12 protein-coding genes and 1 pseudogene are annotated in these 18,805 nt (G+C 45.7%); all 13 read left to right on the top strand.

Features of this window, described 5'->3' with window-relative positions; translation table 11 throughout:
* The first annotated feature begins 30 nt into the window (after positions 1–30).
* The 13 genes and pseudogenes from B9N86_RS27035 (at position 31) to B9N86_RS26975 (ending at position 18,721) form a co-directional block, all read left to right on the top strand.
* Entirely contained in the window at positions 31–1,092 is a 1,062-nt protein-coding gene (locus B9N86_RS27035; protein ID WP_208916141.1) for a Gfo/Idh/MocA family protein, read from the top strand.
* 37 nt (positions 1,093–1,129) lie between these two features.
* Positions 1,130–2,008 (top strand): sugar phosphate isomerase/epimerase family protein, encoded by an 879-nt coding sequence (locus B9N86_RS27030; RefSeq protein ID WP_244563175.1) that lies wholly within the window; start codon positions 1,130–1,132, stop codon positions 2,006–2,008.
* Between the two features lie 539 nt (positions 2,009–2,547).
* Positions 2,548–4,158, top strand: a complete 1,611-nt coding sequence (locus tag B9N86_RS27025) for an extracellular solute-binding protein (protein WP_208916139.1) — start codon at positions 2,548–2,550, stop codon at positions 4,156–4,158.
* Between the two features lie 97 nt (positions 4,159–4,255).
* Complete coding sequence (locus B9N86_RS27020; RefSeq protein WP_208916138.1) at positions 4,256–5,224, top strand: ABC transporter permease; 969 nt, start codon at positions 4,256–4,258, stop codon at positions 5,222–5,224.
* Complete coding sequence (locus B9N86_RS27015; RefSeq protein WP_208916137.1) at positions 5,218–6,090, top strand: carbohydrate ABC transporter permease; 873 nt, start codon at positions 5,218–5,220, stop codon at positions 6,088–6,090. Before B9N86_RS27020 ends, B9N86_RS27015 begins: the two co-directional genes overlap by 7 nt.
* A 71-nt stretch (positions 6,091–6,161) precedes the next feature.
* A complete protein-coding gene (locus B9N86_RS27010; protein ID WP_244562862.1) occupies positions 6,162–8,390 on the top strand; it encodes a helix-turn-helix domain-containing protein in 2,229 nt (742 codons plus the stop codon).
* Between the two features lie 22 nt (positions 8,391–8,412).
* Positions 8,413–9,411, top strand: coding sequence for a zinc-dependent alcohol dehydrogenase (locus B9N86_RS27005; protein WP_208916135.1), 999 nt, complete (start codon positions 8,413–8,415; stop codon positions 9,409–9,411).
* A 298-nt stretch (positions 9,412–9,709) separates the two neighbouring features.
* Positions 9,710–11,261: pseudogene (locus tag B9N86_RS27000) on the top strand (FAD-dependent oxidoreductase).
* A gap of 337 nt (positions 11,262–11,598) precedes the next feature.
* Positions 11,599–11,835: a DUF6953 family protein gene (locus tag B9N86_RS26995; RefSeq protein ID WP_208916134.1), complete on the top strand. Its 237-nt coding sequence runs from the start codon at positions 11,599–11,601 to the stop codon at positions 11,833–11,835.
* Between the two features lie 335 nt (positions 11,836–12,170).
* On the top strand, positions 12,171–13,394 hold the full coding sequence (locus B9N86_RS26990; RefSeq protein ID WP_208916133.1) for a family 8 glycosyl hydrolase: 1,224 nt from the start codon (positions 12,171–12,173) through the stop codon (positions 13,392–13,394).
* Between the two features lie 197 nt (positions 13,395–13,591).
* Entirely contained in the window at positions 13,592–14,734 is a 1,143-nt protein-coding gene (locus B9N86_RS26985) for a serine hydrolase domain-containing protein (RefSeq protein WP_208916132.1), read from the top strand.
* Between the two features lie 183 nt (positions 14,735–14,917).
* Positions 14,918–15,808, top strand: coding sequence for an AraC family transcriptional regulator (locus B9N86_RS26980; RefSeq protein WP_208920840.1), 891 nt, complete (start codon positions 14,918–14,920; stop codon positions 15,806–15,808).
* A 270-nt stretch (positions 15,809–16,078) separates the two neighbouring features.
* A complete protein-coding gene (locus tag B9N86_RS26975; protein ID WP_208916131.1) occupies positions 16,079–18,721 on the top strand; it encodes an RCC1 domain-containing protein in 2,643 nt (880 codons plus the stop codon).
* The last annotated feature ends 84 nt before the right edge of the window (positions 18,722–18,805 follow it).

The raw sequence follows: 18,805 nt of genomic DNA, 5'->3' as shown, positions 1-18,805 counted from the left end.
TAGATGAATTAGCTGAGGAGGAACTAGGCGATGGGGAAATTAAAGATTGGCGTTATCGGTGCAGGATCGATATCCCAGTATCATTTAGGAGGTTACGCCGCTCATCAGGATACGGAAATCTATGCGGTTTGTGATCTGAACCAAGAACGTGCCGAGCAAAAGGCAAAGGAATTTGGCGCATCCAAGGTATTTACCGATTATCATGAGCTGCTGGCACTGCCTGAAATTGATGCGGTCAGCATCTGCACTTGGAACAATTCGCATGCTGAAATCAGCATTGCCGCGCTGGAAGCGGGGAAACATGTACTGGTGGAGAAGCCGCTATGCAAAACCGTGGATGATGCGCTGCGTGTTGAGGAAGCCGTTCGCAAAAGCGGAAAAATTCTTCAGGTTGGATTCGTCAGACGTTATGCGGAAAATACACAAATATTGAAAAAATTCATCGATGCATCGGATCTCGGTGAAATTTATTACGCGAAAGCATCCTGCCTTCGCCGGCTCGGGAACCCGGGCGGCTGGTTTGCCGATGTAGAGCGCTCCGGCGGCGGGCCGCTGATCGACCTTGGAGTCCATGTTATCGATATTTGCTGGTACCTGATGGGTAAACCGAAAGTGGTATCTGTTACAGGTAACACGTACAATCGTCTCGGCAACCGTTCCAACGTAGAGCACTTATCTTTCTATCAAGCGGCAGATTATGATTCCTCCAAAAACTCAGTTGAGGATATGGCAAATGCTCTTATCCGTTTTGAGAACGGTGCTTCTCTGATGGTGGATGTGAGCTTTACGCTGCATGCGAAGCAGGACGAGCTCTCCGTGAAGCTGTACGGTGACAAAGGCGGGGCCGAGCTTGAACCTGAGCTGTCCATTGTGACGGAGAAGCATAATACCATCCTGAACTTTGAGCCGCAGATTGATAACAGTACGTTTAATTTCATCGGCGCTTTTAACAACGAGGTGGCGACCTTTGCAGAGAGCATCCTTGGCACGAAGACAACACTCAGCCCAGTGGAAGATGGCGTGGAAATGATGAAAATCCTGTGTGCAATCTATGAGTCTGCTGAAACAGGCAAGGAGATTACTTTTAAATAATGAATGTGAAATAACACCTGGGGAGGAATACGGAGTGGTGAAATTAACGAACAAAATCGGAGTGATCGTAGACAGCTTCGGCGTAGGTGTGTATGAAGGCTTGAAGAAGGCAAAGGAAGTTGGAGCTGAGGGTGTACAAATATACGCGGTTAAAGGTGAGATGGATCCAGCTGTTCTGACACCCGCGGCCAAAAAGGATCTGAAATCCGCTTTGGACGGACTCAGACTTGAGATCTCCGCACTTTGCGGCGATCTTGGCGGACACGGTTTCCAGGACAAGACTGTAAACGCGCAAAAAATCGAAAAATCCAAACGTATCCTGGATCTCGCTATGGAGCTGGGAACGAATGTTGTTACGACGCATATCGGAATTGTGCCTGATGATAAGGACAGTGAAGTGTACAGCGTGATGCAGTCGGCATGTGAGGAACTGTGTCAGTATGCAAGCTCCATGAATGCCTATTTTGCGATTGAGACAGGCCCCGAACCGGCTGCCCATTTGAAATCATTTTTGGATACACTCTCTGGCAAAGGCGTATCGGTCAACTTTGATCCGGCAAATATGGTTATGGTCACCGGCGATGATCCAGCTCAAGGTGTACATATCTTGAAGGACTACATTGTTCATACCCATGTAAAGGATGGCGTCCGTAACCGCGATTTTGTAGATCCGCGGATTGTATATGGGGCTCTTGGCTTTGATGGTATGGATCATGAAAAAGTTGCTCAACTCGTTACATCGGGCGAGTTATTTGCCGAAGTGCCTTTGGGTGAAGGCAAGGTTGATTTTGATGGCTATTTCCAGGCGCTGAATGATATCGGTTATAAAGGGTATCTGACGATTGAAAGAGAAGTTGGCAATCAGCCGGAAGAAGATATCCGGAAAGCGGTTCAGTTTATTCGCACATACCGTTAAAAATTCCGTTCAGAATGAATGGCTCGACTTTTGAATTTTACATCTTGACTGGATTGCAAATTCAACCTTCCATTGGGAGGGAGATTGGTGAAAGATTGAAAGACAAAAAAGAGCTGTTTTGAGGAGGGATTTCACGATGAAATCCCTTCTGTTTTTTTGTATTTCTACCTCTTTAGATTTTTCTACACGCTATAAACCCTTGATACATAGCCTTTTTTTGTGTTTTTGATTAAAAACAGAGCAGGAAACAACAGGTTGGTGAAATACGATTCTTTACCAAAACTGAAAGCGCTTTTATGATGTGGGTGGGTAGAAAAATTGAATCTCGCAATCAAATATGGGCGGTTGTACATTTGATGTATTTCGACCAAAACAGTGCGGGATGGCTCGACAAAAGAAAGGGGGCAGCTCGATAGAATTTCAGATATAATTCTAAAGTTTTATGAGTTGTTGGAATGAAATGACGGGGGTTACTCAAAAAGTATCCAGTACAAATTTTCATTTATTATTAAGCATGATCAATTTAGGGAGGAACAGAAATGTCAAAAAAGTGGTTTAGTATGGCACTGGTTTTAACGATGTTTGCATCGCTTCTTGCTGCTTGTGGCGGAGGAAAAGAGGCCACTCCTGAAAAAGGCACAGAAACCCCACCTAAAGAAACGACAACACCGGCAGATCCTAACCAATATGGAGATACAGGTGGTTTGACACTGCCGTTGGTTGACAAACCAACCAAAATCACTTGGATGCTGCCGAGTGACAAAACCGATATCAACACTTCGCTCATCGCCAAAGAAATCGAGAAGCGTACGGGGATTACCGTTGACTTCCAGGCCTATTCCAAGGCAACCTACAAAGACAAAATAAGAGTGGTTGTGGCTTCGGGTAAACTGCCGGATATTTTTCACGGACTCTTTCCGGATGAGCTGAAGAAAATTGGCAAGCAAAAAGCCGTTGTAGCCATTAATGAGTATGTCGATATGCTTCCGAACTTCAAGAAATTATACATGGAAGAAAACCCATGGGTGCTTTCCTCTTACGGCGACGAGGAGGGGAATTTGTATTCGTGGCCGATTCACAACCTGAACCGGGATGTAAACCATGGTTTTATGTACCGGAAGGATATTTTTGACGAAGTGGGCATTAAAGAATGGACCAATACGGATGAATTCTACCAGGCTTTGAAAGCACTGAAAGAAAAGTACCCTGATTCTTATCCTTACGCTTCCAAGTACAAAGAATTTATTTTTCGCGAGTGGTCGTACGGCTGGGGAATCAGCGGTACAAACTATCCGATGTATTATGATGAATCCGCTAAGGTTTGGAAGTTTGCAAGCATTCAACCTGAACATAAAGAGATGCTGGACTTCATGAAAAAACTTTACAATGAAGGATTGCTGGATCCTGAATTCCTGACCGATACCCAGGAAAGCTGGACGTCCAAAATGACAACAAGTAATAAAGCGTTTGTAACATACGACTGGATCGGACGTCTTGACATGTTCTACAACCAAATTAAAGACACGAATCCTAAATACGATTTGAGATACGGGAATCCGGTCGGACCAGCAGGTAACGGCATGAGTCTTCCAAAAATTGATGCCAGCTTTGGTATTGCTGTAACGAATAATGATAAAAAGGAAGCTGCCCTGAAGTTGCTGGATTACCTGACTAGCCCATCTGGCGCTACGCTTGTCACTATGGGTGTGGAAGGCGAAACATTCAAAATGGAGGGCGACAAAGTCGTATATCCAGAGCTGACCGACGTTCCTTTGGTTGATATCAGTGTGCTGGAGGACAGATACGGTCTGTGGCTGGAAGGCATGTACCTAAACCCTGACAGACGTAGTGTTTATTACAACTTCACTGAGAAAGAACAGGAAGCCCAAGACAAACGCATGAATGCGAACAGCTTCGAGCCGCTGGATCCGGTATTGAATTTTACGGATGCCGAATCCGCTATACTTGCCGAGCTTCAGGTCAATCTTGAGAAAAGTTCCAACGAGTTCAACTCGAAATATGTTCTGAACAAAAACTACGGGGACGCAAAATGGGCTGAGTGGCAAAAAACAGCCGCTAAACAAGGTGCCGATAAGATGGCCGAGATTTTCAACGCCGCCCAACAGCGTTTTGACGCAGCCACAAAATAATAACAGCAGCCCTGCTGCAAATTGATTGGTAATAATAGGGTGACAGCAGCATTCGGTCTTGGCCGGGTGCTGCTCATCATCTAAAGGAGGCAACATTATGGCACGCGCCGGCATAGAAACAAGCAAGGCAAGACCACCCAAAAAGGCGGGTGCAGGTCGCAAGCTAACGGCATTTCAGCATATGAAACGCGACAGACAGCTGCTGATCCTGTTTATTCCGTGCTTTTTATTTTATCTGATTTTCCGTTATGGACCTTTGTACGGCATGCTTATTGCTTTTAAGGATTACAGCGTATTTACCGGTATTATGGAAAGCCCGTGGGTCGGTTTGAAACATTTCACCAACTTTTTCACTGGTCCGGATTTCTGGCTGTTGTTTAAGAACACCCTTACTTTAGGTGTGCTCACGCTCATTTTTTCATTCCCTTTTCCGATCATTCTAGCTATTCTGCTGAACGAGGTACGGCTCAAATGGTTCAAAAAATCGGTACAGACGATCAGCTACCTACCTTCGTTCCTGTCCGTAGTTATCATCAGCAGTATGCTGATTGACTTCCTGTCGCCAAACAATGGGATTATCAACCAGCTGCTTGCTTTAATAGGCTTTGAGAAAACATATTTTCTGATTGATCCGGCATGGTTCCGTCCCGTTTATATCGCTTCTGACATTTGGACGAATACCGGATATGAAGCAATTGTTTACATGGCGGCCATTGCAGGCATCAGCCCTTCGCTTTATGAAGCGGCCAAGGTGGACGGCGCCAAGCGGCGCCATATGATTTTTAAAATCACAATTCCGGCCCTCATGCCAACAATCATCATCATGTTCATTTTGAAGACCGGCCAGATGCTGCGTATCGGTTATGAAAAGGTTCTCTTGCTCTATAATCCGATGACGTACGAAGTGGCGGACGTGTTCTCTACCTTCGTTTACCGGAAAGGTATTTTGGAGGCCAACTACAGCTATGCCGCGGCCGTCGGACTGTTCGAAGCCGTAGTAGCCATGGTACTGCTGTTCTCCTCGAACTTCCTGAGTAAAAAGATCGGAGGGAATGGTCTGTGGTAACCAAAAAATTGAAAAACATCTCGCTGTTCTCTGTCGTCAACGGGATCATCCTGCTGTGTCTCTCGATCGTTATCCTGTATCCAATCATTTATATTACGGCGGTTTCCTTCAGCGACACGGCATCCGTTCTGCAAGGCACGGTAACGTTGTTCCCGAAAGGCTTCAACCTGGATGCGTATTCGCAGGTGCTTCATGATGAACGGATCCCACGCGCATATTTAAACACCATCTTCTATACAACACTTGGAACAACGATCAATCTGTTGTTTACGGCTGTTGCAGCTTATCCGCTAGCTCGTAAGGATTTCTTTGGACGAAAATTTTTCTTGCTGGCCATCATTCTTACGATGTTCCTGAACCCCGGCATCATTCCGAACTACCTCATCGTTCAGGAGTTGGGTCTGATTGACACCGTCTGGGCGCTTGTGCTGCCAAATGCCATTTGGACGTTTGAATTGATCATTTTAAAAAGTTTCTATGAGAATATGTCGGAATCGCTTCGGGAAGCTGCTGTGGTGGATGGTGCATCGGAATACCGTATTCTGTTCCAGATCGTGATTCCGCTTTCAAAACCGGCGCTTGCTTCAATTGGACTGTTCTACTTTATGGGCCATTGGAATAGTTTTTTCATTCCGCTCATTTATTTAAACGACGCGAAGATGTATCCTCTTCAGGTAGTTCTGAGGGATATGCTAATCTTTGCGGACAGCAGCAACAACACGAATCTCGTCGACGCCGCCGCGTTGGCTCCGCAGGCTATGAAGAACGCAACGATCGTTCTGTCGATGATTCCGGTTCTTCTGCTTTATCCTTTCGCGCAAAAGTATTTTGCCAAAGGCGTTATGCTCGGTTCTGAAAAAGGGTGACGTAAAGCTCGCTTGGGTATAACATGGTGAATATGAAGGGACATCAAGAGAGGTGATCCATATTGAATCGATTGATCGCTAATAGAGGGCTGCTTCAGATTTTTTTCGCTCTACAGCTGGTCGTCGGCATCATGTTTATATTCAACTATATGGTCTACAAGAATTCAATTACCGGAATTTACGAGAAAGTCACGGAAAACAACAGGATGGTCATCAAAAATATCATCCAGTCGTTTGACTCCAGCTTTGCATCGATTAACAACCTGATGTTTAACATTCATGCGTTACCTTACGGACAGATCAGCGACAGTGAAGGCAAGAACGATATGGAGAAGGTTATCTCCCTGCAGGACAGTCTGGCGAGGATGGTCTCCACTTTGGACTTTGTGGAAGATGCGATCATCACTTATGACTACAACCTGGCAATAACAACCCAGGGAACAAGCAGTATGGAAGTACTTTTCGACCGGAAATATACGACCGGTAAATACAATTCTGGATTCTGGAATAACTTTATCAGGTCAGATCACGATTTCACCGTATTTCCGGCCGAAGTGTACTCTGATATTAACGGAGCAAATAAACGTAATCTGATTGTCGCTGTGGACAGCAGTAAAATCAAGATGTCTAATAAGAAATTAATGGTCCTGATCGACGTGAATAAATTGCTGAACAGTATTAATTTAAAGGCGATGATTCCGGGGGCATCCCTGATCGTACTGGATGCAAATCGCAATGTCATACTCAGCACAGAGAAGGACCTTGATCTGGTTGACATATTGAATGATGTTTATTTCAATCCGTCCAGTGAGGCGTCTCTGACGCGTGAGAATTATGAGTACAATTTCTACAAATCCGAATCTAACGGATTTATTTATATCAACAAGCTTCCTTACAAATTCCAAAACATCGATTCCGTGTCAAACGCCAACCTTTGGATCATGTACGGGGCGATTTTGCTGGCTGTTGTATTGTCCGTTCTTCTGAGTATTTATCTTTACAGACCGGTCAAAAACATTTTGCTGCAACTCGGAGGATCCAATGTAAAAGGGAATGACTTTGTTAAAATTCACAGTGGAATTCTAAAGGTGCAGCGGGAGAACGAATCTCTTAAAAGCCAAATGAATCTGGTAGACGAGGAAATACGCCGAGGTGTGTTTCTGCAGGCACTAGACGGGTATGCGCATTCGAGAGAATACGAAATGCAGATGCAGAACCAGTACGCCTATTTATTTCAGTGCAGACACTTTGTGATGGCAGCTATACAATTAATTCCGCAGGAAGGTGCGGGAGAGCAGACTGATCTCTCGGTAGAAGAAATTACGGAAATAATCGAAGCCGGCGTGCAGGAGAGTATAGATCATGCGGTCGTGTTCCATGAGGACCATCTTCAATTTCTCGTTCTGATTGGGATTGAACATCCGTCGGATCGGAAAAAAGTACTGAAGAGTTTTGAGAGTTATATACTGCAAACCAAAGGGGATACCTTTACCTCTTTCAGAGTTTGGGGCTGCGTCAGCAGGGCGTTTGAGTCCAAAATCAGCAACTGCCAGGAAGCCTATCAGGATATCCAGAACGGATTTCTATACCGAAACGTCAACACGAAAGAGTGGGTGACAGATACGGAGGCGATCCGATTTGTCCCGGACATTCATTTTCCTCTCCAACAGTTAGAGAAGCTGTCGAACTGCCTGATGACCGGCAAAACAGACGAAGCCATGGACATTGTCGATACTATCATTGAGGAGAATGCATCCTTGCGCATTCATCATCACCAGATGGTACATATTGCACAAACGATGTTTTTCATTATGCTCAGACAGACCAATGCTTCGGAAGAGAACCGTCAAGAACTGTTCCGAATCGAAACGGAATTTATCGGGAAGCTGCACGATGCCTTTAATTATCAGGAAATCCGTGCTCTCTTGATGGATGGGTTGCGGCGGATTGCGGCTATGAGGAACTACGATCCGAAGAGCAAGCTGAACCCGGCGTTCATATCCCAATACATTGAGCTTCATTACATGGAAAACCTGTATCTGGATCATATGGCAGAGGTGCTGGATACGAGCTCCAAATATTTTTCGAACTATTTCAAAAAGACCTTTGGTGTGAACTACGTGGAGTACCTGAATAAGGTGCGGTTGTCTCATGCCAGAGAATATCTTAAAAATACCGATCTGAGCATTGCCGAAATTGGCGAAAAGACAGGATATACGAACTCTTCGACGTTTACAACAACGTTCAAAAAATATTGTGGCGTGTCACCAAGCGAATATCGCAAGAAAACCGCAAACTAGGGTGGATAGGAGGGAGCCATATATGAAAGCGATTGCTGCGCAGCACGGGAAGGTTTTGATAACAAATACAGAGAGGCCATCCCTTCCGGCGGGGCATGTAAGAATACGTACCGAATATTCCGCTATCAGTCCTGGGACCGAAATGTCGATCATTAAAATGGCGTCCGATCAGAAGGTCGTTATTGGTTATAGTGCTGTTGGAATTATTGTAGAGATTGGTGAGCAGGTGACTGGTCTGCAGGTTGGTCAGCGAGTTGCTTGCTATGGAGCACCCTATGTGCGCCATGCCGAAGAACTTGCTGTACCATCCAACTTGACGGCTGTTGTGCCCGATCATGTAAGTCCCGAAGAGGCTGCTTTTGCAGGTCTGGGGGCGATTGCTATTCACGCTTTACGCGTAGCGGATCTCCGTTTCGGTGAGTCGGCCGTAGTCGTAGGACTTGGTATTTTGGGCCAAATCATTGCACAAATATCATCAGCCGCTGCGAATCAGGTGTTCGGTTATGACCTGAACAAGGAACGCGTTTTAAGTATGAAGCAGCAGATTGATCATGTGTACGACAGCCAAGAAGAGCTCGAGAATCAGATTGCTGCAATCACAAGTGGCTATGGAGCCGATAGTGTTATTCTGTGCGCAAGCGGTTCGGGAGAAGAACTGATCAATTCCTCTCTGAAATGGATCCGTAATAAAGGAAAGATCGTTATCGTTGGAGACCTGACGATGAATTTCTCCCGTGGACTCATGTTCGGTAAAGAGGCGCAGGTTCTTATATCTCGGGCCGGAGGGCCGGGACGGTATGACACAGGCTATGAATTGGAAAATAAAGACTACCCGATTGGATTCGTACGCTGGACGGAAGGACGAAATGTTGCTGAATACATTCGGCTCCTTGCAGAAAAGCGGATTTCCATGAAGTCGCTTATTTCCCGGATTATTCCGTTCGAAAGCGCGCAGGAAGCTTACGATCAATACGGGCCTTCTTCGACGATTATGGGTACGGTCTTCAAATATGGTAAATAAGTTGAATTATAAATTTTCAGCTTTTCATCACTACGTATGCGGATCATTCTTCCAATCGCTGTTGTCTCCGGATTTCTTCTAAATTTTGATGTAATTGTTAAAATCCAGGGACAGCTTATGCTTCCGGTGCGAGCTTTCCTATGAAAAGCTTTCGGGCGACCGCTCGCTTCTCCAGAATGATTCCGCCTTCTCCGTTGTAGTTGGTAAGAATTATCTTAGTTCAACTTATAAGGTTGGTAAAAGCTACTCACTCCGCTACGAAACTTCTTGCGGAGTGGATACGGAGGTGTTAGTGCAAATGCATCATCGCAATGCAGATATTATCATTATTGGCGGCGGATTGGGCGGCAGCTAAGTCCGGTAAACATGTCATCCTGACGGAAGAGACCGACTGGCTTGGCGGACAGATTACGAGTCAAGTGGTTCCTCCAGACGAACATCCTTGGATTGAGCGTTTTGGATCCACAGCCAGTTATCGGGAGTACCGCACCCGGGTCCGGAATTATTACAAAGATAACTTTCCGGTCACACCAGAATCCCGCGATGCGATACACTTTAACCCCGGCAGCGCGATGGTGAGCGCCGTTGCCCATGAGCCAAGAGCAGCACTGGAGGTGCTTCGGGACATGATGGCTCCGTATATTCATAGCGGCAAGCTGATTGTCTTGACGGAGCATGTACCTGTCAAGGCGGACACTCAAGGCGATGACATCACCGCTGTTCATGTACAGAACAAAGATACGGGAGAAATTGTCATATTGTCCGGTGCTTATATACTGGATGCAACGGAAGAGGGCGATCTGTTTCCTCTGGCGGGTGTTGAATACGTAACCGGTTCGGAATCCATGAAATAGACAGGCGAGCCTCATGCGCTACCTGGCGAAGCAGATCCACAGGATATGCAAGCACTGACCTGGTGCTTCGTGATGGATTATTGCGAGGGCGAGGATCATACGATTGAACAGCCTAGTGGGTACGATTTCTGGAAGGAATATCAAGCGGATTTCTGGCCGGATAAACAGCTCAGCTGGGTTGGACTTGTACCGCATACACTGGAGCCTGTCACATATAGTCTATTCCCGGACGGAAAGTCGTTCTCGCTTTGGAATTACAGACAGCTGGTGAACCGGGAAAATTTCGTGGAGGGAACCTTCGATAGTAACGTAACGGTGGTGAACTGGCCGGCGAATGACTACTGGTTGGGCTCAATTATTGATGTAACGCCGGAAGAGAGGGAGCAGCATCTTGCCCGGGCGAAAGAACTGAGTCTGTCACTCCTGTATTGGATGCAGACCGAAGCACCGCGTCCGGATGGAGGGAAGGGCTATCCTGGCCTGCGCTTGCGGCCGGACATTGCCGGCACACCAGACGGGTTTGCCAAAATGCCATATATCCGTGAGTCCCGCAGAATTAAAGCGGAGTTTACCGTTCTTGAGCAGCATGTTGCGGCGGACTACAGACCTGACGGGAAAGCGGAAGACTTCTTCGATTCCGTGGGCGTTGGCTGCTATCGGATCGACCTGCACCCAAGCACAGGGCTGCGGACGTACATCGATATATCGAGTCTGCCGTTCGAAATTCCGCTGGGCAGTCTGATTCCGGTTCGGGTGAACAACCTGATTGCCGCCTGCAAGAATATCGGCACGACCCATATTACGAATGGCTGCTACCGGCTGCATCCCGTAGAATGGGATATCGGGGAATCGGCGGGCTACCTGGCAGCTTACTGTACTGAGCACCAGAACAAGCCAAGAGATGTCCGCAATACGCCGGAGCATTTGGAAGCACTGCAGCGCATTCTTGTGAATGCCGGTGTTGAGCTGAAGTGGCCATCCATTCATGCGGTTTAACCACGTCAGTCCGATCTATTTATCAAAAAACCACTAAACATCAGGTTTAGTGGTTTTCTGCATGATCAGTTAATTGGAACGGGAGGTCCTACTTCCTCGCGATTCCCATTAATAGGGATAAGTAAATACTTCTCAGTGTGTTATAAAAAGTTGTGATTCAACTCAAATGCGGAAAGTGCAAGAGTAAAAGCAGGAGGGGGTTCTGTGAAGTTTTTTATGAAATTAAATGGTAAGAGAGGTCTTAATAATTTAATAAATTTAATTTAATGTGTTGCTTAATGAAATAAGGTATCATGTAATTAATCGAGAGTAGGACTATTGCAGGGAGGTGATCCTCATGGAAGTGACAGCACAGGAAGTCGCAGAGTGGATGGTGAAGGAAATCAAATTTACAGGAACGCTGCGGCAAGAGGATGCCATAGAGTACGTAAAGGCACATTTCGGAGAACAGTTTGTATTTGTGAACGAGAACGGAAATTCGTCCTTGTCCAAAGACGTGAAAAAGGCTTTTCGGAAGCTGCACGGTGGCCGGATTGCATGGGACCGAGATGGCTTTTTATGGGCTTGGACGTGAACTACAACCTGAATCTGTGAATGAAGTAACCGGTGGACACTGTGCCATCGGTTATTAGTTTACAAAAATATACATATAAAATATAATGAAAACACTTACATATATCGAATTCATAGAATGTGATCGAATTTCCACTCTTTTAATACCACCTGAGTTCTACACCCCACTGGTTACTTCATATACTCGTCCGAGTAAATCTTTTATTTATGTGAAAAGTATGCTCTGCTCCAAGAATCACAACCGTCTTTAGAGGAGGTGATGTCCATATTCGCACAAGCTGCGCCGGATTATGGTATGAAGTTTAACTACTATCAACCTAAAGGAGCGGATCGTTGATGAGCAAACGCGGGAATTCCATTTTTCGTAAAACCCTTCTATTATTCTGTACAGCTGCCTTGATATTTCCAGCCGGTATGTCATTTGCTGGATATAAGCCTTTCCCACAGCATACGACCTATGTAAGTGGATCGATTAAACCGAATCATGTATCGCAAAGTACGATGGATGACGCGGTTAAGAGAAAATGGAACACATGGAAATCATCTTTTCTGAAGCCAGCGGGTACCGGGAAATACTATGTGAAATACAATTCCGCCGGGGAGACGGTATCGGAAGCGCATGGTTACGGTATGCTGTTTTCGGTGCTGATGGCCGGTTATGATAATGGTGCCCAGGCTTATTTTGACGGTCTATATCAATATTATAAAGCTCACCCAAGTGACAATAATCCTTATCTGATGGCCTGGAAACAGAACAGCAGCTTCCAAAATATCGATGGAGCCAACTCCGCAACGGATGGCGATATGGATATCGCATATGCTTTGCTTCTGGCAGACCGTCAATGGGGGAGTAACGAATCGATCAATTACTTGCAAGCGGCTAAGGATATCATTAATGCGATAATGAGCAACGATGTGAATTCGTCACAATGGACCTTGCGTCTTGGCGACTGGGCGACAAGCGGTACGTATGATACGGCCACACGCCCTTCCGACTTTATGCTTAACCATCTGAAGGGATTCCAGAAAGCAACAGGCGATACCCGGTGGACTAATGTAGTGGACAAGACTTTTACGATTATCAACTCGATACACAGCAGCTACAGTCCCAATACCGGGTTGCTTCCAGATTTCGTTGTAATGTCAGGCAGCAATTATGAACCGGCTGCGTCTGATTTTCTTGAAGGAGATAAAGATGGAAAGTACTATTATAACTCCTCGCGTACACCATGGCGGATCACAACAGATTATCTGTTGACCGGTGATAACCGTGCGTTGAGCCAAATAAACAAAATGAATAGCTTCATTAAAAACGCTACAAGCAGCAATCCGGCCAACGTTCGTGCCGGGTATGACTTGAACGGATCAGCGATTGTTACATACAACAGTGGAGCATTTTACGCTCCGTTTGGTGTAAGTGCCATGACATCCTCCTCGAATCAGAGCTGGCTCAATTCTGTATGGAATTATACAGTGAATGCTACGCCGGAAGGTTATTTTGAAGAGAGCATCAAGCTGTTCTCAATGATCGTGATGTCAGGCAATTGGTGGGCCTATTGATTCGTACTGTAAAAGTGATTGAGAGAGCGGAAATCGGGCCGGGAGGTGTGATTCCGCTCTTTTTACACGGCGAATGAATACAAATAAATGATTTTTTATACTAAGAAATGAAATACGAAAGATCGATATAGACGCCAAGAGATTTGTTCGTTAAAATATGTCCAAAGTTTCTAATATCAGGAAGGCGGGGAGAATGGATGAGCATTTTGCAGAGCAATTGGCGAGTACTGGAGGGCCCCTTGAGTGCAGCACCCGAGGAGGTGCATATGGATTCCAGACAGCTCAATAAGCTGGATCAACATTTTCAAGGTCTGATGTCGCAAAAGAAGATTCAAGCAGCCAGTTATCTTGTAGCACATGAGGGAAAGATCGCAGCGTGGAGATCCATGGGCACACTTCATGGAACGACGGGTCAGGGAGAGCTGCAGCCGGACTCCTTGCGCAAGCTATCTTCCATCACAAAAGCGTTTACCAGTGTTTCCATCGTGAAGCTGATCGAGGACGGAAAGCTGTACATTGATCAGCCGGTGGCTACGATTTTGGATGAGTTCAACAATCCGATGCATCAGGGAATTACGCTGTTTCATCTATTGACGCATACGTCCGGTATTATGCCGGTGACGGGCTATTACAATGAGCCATTTCCCAGAGAGTGGTGGGGTGCCGGAGGTACGGAGGATTGGATCGTCAAAGTGCTTCAAGGCCCCGTCGTTTGCGAGCCGGGCGAAGCCTACAATTATTCCACAGTAGGCTTTGCTCTGCTTGGTGAAATCATCTCCCGTATATCCGGCCAAAGGTATGAGGACTATGTAATAGAGCATATTTTGCAGCCGCTTGGGATGAGCCGGACCTTTTTTGACGTGCCATCACAACTCCATCAGGAGGTATGCACGGTCGATGAGAGGGATGTTACGAAGCTCACTGAACAATATGGCGATTCCATCCAGCCTCCGCGCTCGGACAGTGGCCTATACTCATCCCTGTATGATCTGTGGAGGTTCGGGCAAATGCTGTTAGATGGGGGAACCTTCGAGGGTCAGCGTATTCTCGGAAGAAAGTCGGTTGAGCTGTTAACGCGGCGGCACTTGTTCAATGTCCCGGCTTATCACTGGGGCGGCAAGATCAAAGACAAGGGCCATGCCCTGGGCCTTGACCTTGCGATTGATCATCTTTCCTTCGAATCTCCAGGGACGTTTCAGCTGGAGGGAGCAGGAAGATCTGGACTGTTTGTGGATCCGGTCGAGAAGATTGTTGTCGTCCTGTTCGTACCTTCCATATATTCCTGGATTCCGGAGTCTATACTCGGCACGAAACAGATTATATGGTCTAGCCTGATGTAAGGTAGGGCCGCTGGGTAGATTGTTTAACGTAGAATTGAAAATTAGGGTATTGCAGAAGCAGAGGTCCTAAACGGATCTCTGCTTTTTGGGTTCAATGAAGATGACAAATTTAGAACAGCCAGTGATATCGGGTGATGATACAATAACAGTTACCGATCGGGGGGAGGCGCGCACGTGAGTTACATGGAGTGTTTTCAGAAGAGTATTGATTATATAGAGGAACACCTTCAAGACAAAATCACGGTGGATGACTTGGCGGATATCGCAGGCTTTTCACCATACCATTTCTACAGGCTGTTTGCCGCATATGTCGGTCTGCCTGTGATGGAGTATGTCAGAAGAAGACGTCTCGCTCATGCTGCAGCCCAATTGGCTCGTGGAAAGCGAGTGATTGATATTGCCATGGATTATGGATTTGAGACACATGCAGGGTTCAGCAAAGCGTTTCGGAAAGTATATGACTGCTCCCCTGAGCAGTATCGCAAGCATTCGAGTGGTCAAATTCCGGGTAAGGTTGATCTAACCCTATATAAAAAACTGCAATTGTCAGGAGGCATCATATTGGAGCCGAAAATCATTAGCAAGCCTGCGTTCAGTATTATCGGTTATGCGCTTGAAACAACATATGAGAGCAACCGCAAAGACCGTGAAATCCCGGCATTTTGGAACCATTTTGACATTACCGGGCTTGAAGCCAAGCTGTATGAGATGGTTCAGCCAAAGGAACACGGTGAGTACTTTGTGTGTTTTCCTGTTGATATGGATACCGGAAGATTTACCTATGTAGCCGCAGTGAAGGGAGATGAGCTGCCCCCTGAGGAGGAAGGGCTCTTCCAAGGAGTAGTGCCGGAGGCAACCTATGCGGTGTTTACGACACCGCCTGCGGATTACGCGGATGGGGAATTTGTGAAGACCGTTGCCGGAACGTGGAAGTATATTTTTGAGGATTGGTTTCCTCGTTCAGGCTATGAATACGCTGCTGGTAAAGTGGAGTTTGAGTTCTATGATGAGCGTTGTCATGAAGAGACCGGAGCGGTGATGGAAATTTATATCCCTGTTATCAAGCGGGCATAGCCAGAACTATAAGTGAACTAGAGCGATTCATAATTATAAGCAGCGTGCAGACAAAGTCTGTGCGCTTTTTTGTTAAGATTAAGAAAGTATAAGCTTCGGAGTAACTACATCTTTATCTCGCAAGAAAAACTACCACTAAATGCGGTCTGTCTTCTTTGAGGTGCGTCGATAATGTTTTTGTTATGCCCTGAACTATAAAGAAAGACATGCATTAAACCGATACAATAATTGATTCATATAACAAAGAGTTGTCGAACAGGAGTGATCTTTTTGAGGAGCAAGGCTGCAATATTGAAGATGGCAATGGTATTTGTGTTTCTATTGAGTTTTATGCTGGATGGAAGCAGCCTGGCGAAAGTTCATGCTGAAGAGGCCATCTATACGTTTGATGTTACACAGAATGACGATGAATCTCTGAGTGTTCAAGGGCTGGCTCCGGATGTTATCGGTGAACAGGTCAAGATTATTATTTCAACAGGTGAATTCGTCAAAGAAGGAACCGGTTTGAAATATGTGAGCACCACCCTTTCCGAAACATCTGCACTTGTGAATAAGAAGGGATACTTTTCTTTAGTTACCCCACCGGTAGACAGAAACAAGGTCATAAATAAAGAAATTGGGATTACATTAATGAACGCTCATGGAAAAGAGTCCGGATATACAACAACGTTTCCAATCCCTGTCCGTGACAGATCTGATCTGTATGATAAGCCGGATTGGTATGAGTTATATAAAGATGACTCTGACTTGGAAAAAGAGGCACCGGCTGTACCGGGAAATTCGGAGCCTCTATGGCAGCAAACGATAAAGAACAAGAATAAATTTGCTGCAGGAGACAGAACCTCCTATGCTGTCGATGGAAAGGGCTCATTGTGGGCATGGGGGAATGTTCCACCGGAATTGACCGGTGAGAAATATACGAGCAAAGCAACCCAGTGGCGCCTTCCTAAGAAAGTAGAATCGATAAAGAATGTGAAGCAAATTACGGCTAACGGTGCTGCTGCCGGAACGTTGACAGAACAAGGGATCGTGTGGGTATGGGGGATTTATGGGCAATCAGAAACTCCTATAAAAGTTACCGAAATGAAGGGTGCGACGCAGATCGCCGTGGATTCAGATGGAAATGGTCTGATTCTGAACAAGAATGGTACGGTCTATAAATGGGAAATAAGCAAAACCTCAGCCTCCACAGGTACAGGAAAGATAGTTAAGCCTAGTGTAAAACTGACGACAGTGAAGCAGCTGAGCAATATAGAACAAATACATATTGGCTACCACAGCCTCTATGGAGACAACTACATGGCACTTGATAAATCCGGTGCTGTTTGGGCATGGGGAGACATGAGTATTATTTTAAGCTCCAAACAACAGGGGAATATCACCAAGAAAAACAAAGATGGATCAGAAAGTTATTTTCATGAAAGAGTGGACACCGTGACTCCACAGAAGCTTAAGGACCTTCCAGCCATGAAAGAGATAAGTCTTCTGAACGGACGCCCGACTTTCATTAGTGAATCCTTTGAGTTCTGGTCATACATAGATACGGATAAAGTGTTTGTACAAATTCCAGGGAAGATAGCCGATGGTGTGGTTGGGATTTTTAAGGATAGCCCCGTTGTATTAAAAAACAATGGTCGTTTCTATTCATGGGATACAGGGTCGTCATCACTAAGTAGTAAGGCATACTCAGATCTAAATGATATGGGAGCCATCACTTACGGTAACTCTTCAACCTCCGACTCAGATCACTATTTAGGCATTAGGAATGATGGTGCTCTGATGAGTTGGGGCGCTAACAATTCAGGCCAGCTAGGCGTAAGTTCAAGTATGGCGATTCCCTACGAGCCTAGTGTAATCAAGGTGCCTTCCCCTGTCAGCGTCGCGGCTAGTGAGTCACATGTATTGGCTCTAAGCAACAATGGAACGGTGTATGGTTGGGGAGATAACCGGAAAAATCAGATCAAGGAAGGGTCTGCGGCAGAAATTTTATCGCCTGTTTCCTTGGGTGTCTTTAAAGATGTAAATAAGCTAGAGGCGGGACAAAACTTTTCCCTGCTTCTGAACAAGAAGGGGGAATTGTACGGATGGGGCGATCTTAACTGGCTCGGAATTAAAAAAGTAACCGGGACTCCTACACTTATAGATCTCATGCCTGAGCCTATCGCCGACATTCAGGTGTATGAGCGGTCTGTTGCAGTTTTAACTAAAAACGGAAATGTGTATCAGTTGGGTGGCGTTGCCTGGAATAATAGCGGGGCCGAGCAATATGTGCATAATCATTACCGTAAAATCGAAATTAGTGATGTAAAAGCAGTATCTATGGGAGGCTTTCGTGGGTATGCCGTGAAAAAGGATGGTACGCTGTGGTACTGGAAAAACAGCATTATTCGTGGAAAGACGCAGGCCAAGGTTATGCCCGGATTTAAAAATATTGTGGATGTGGCATCCGCACAAGCAAATGGGGATTATCTGGTTGCTAGAGACCGGCAAGATGACCTGTGGGCATGGGGGGACAATACTGCCAGACAACTGGATGATCGTGTACCATCGCGAATGTCTAAACCGGTTAAAATTTCAGATAAACCTATCCGGATCACCGAAAGAGAATTAACCTCGGTAGGTAAAAATCTGAATGTAAAGTCGATGTCACTGAGCAGTGACGGGGGTTTGCTTATAACAAAGAACAATGAGATGCTCTTTTTCGGATACACGGCAGTTGTAACAAAGAGTGAAAAATTGTATCAGAATGTATCCTTTGTTGAAACGGCTAATCGTAATATGTATTGGATTCGTGGAGGGAAACTGTGGGTGTACGGGTATAACAATAAGTTTGGTCAGCTTGGTATTGGAGTCAAGGAGTTTTATGAGTCTCCGCAGCGAGTGTTAACCCCGGCAGGGTTTACCGTGAAATAGATATATTGTTTAAAGGGAAAATATATGGAGCTTACTAACATCCGCTGGATTCAGTGGATGTTTTTTTCTGACAAAATATTTGGC

The organism is Paenibacillus uliginis N3/975 (genome assembly GCF_900177425.1).
GTDB classification, from domain to species: domain Bacteria; phylum Bacillota; class Bacilli; order Paenibacillales; family Paenibacillaceae; genus Paenibacillus_AQ; species Paenibacillus_AQ uliginis.
Note: the sequence above shows the minus strand (reverse complement) of the source record. Positions and strands in the feature narration are given on the sequence as shown.

Bases quoted from the DNA above. Each gene is read 5' to 3' on its own strand.
- B9N86_RS27005 (WP_208916135.1), top strand. From the start codon at position 8,413: ATGAAAGCGATTGCTGCGCAGCACGGGAAGGTTTTGATAACAAATACA.
- B9N86_RS26995 (WP_208916134.1), top strand. From the start codon at position 11,599: ATGGAAGTGACAGCACAGGAAGTCGCAGAGTGGATGGTGAAGGAAATC.
- B9N86_RS27020 (WP_208916138.1), top strand. From the start codon at position 4,256: ATGGCACGCGCCGGCATAGAAACAAGCAAGGCAAGACCACCCAAAAAG.
- B9N86_RS26980 (WP_208920840.1), top strand. From the start codon at position 14,918: ATGGAGTGTTTTCAGAAGAGTATTGATTATATAGAGGAACACCTTCAA.
- B9N86_RS27025 (WP_208916139.1), top strand. From the start codon at position 2,548: ATGTCAAAAAAGTGGTTTAGTATGGCACTGGTTTTAACGATGTTTGCA.
- B9N86_RS26990 (WP_208916133.1), top strand. From the start codon at position 12,171: ATGAGCAAACGCGGGAATTCCATTTTTCGTAAAACCCTTCTATTATTC.
- B9N86_RS26985 (WP_208916132.1), top strand. From the start codon at position 13,592: ATGAGCATTTTGCAGAGCAATTGGCGAGTACTGGAGGGCCCCTTGAGT.
- B9N86_RS27035 (WP_208916141.1), top strand. From the start codon at position 31: ATGGGGAAATTAAAGATTGGCGTTATCGGTGCAGGATCGATATCCCAG.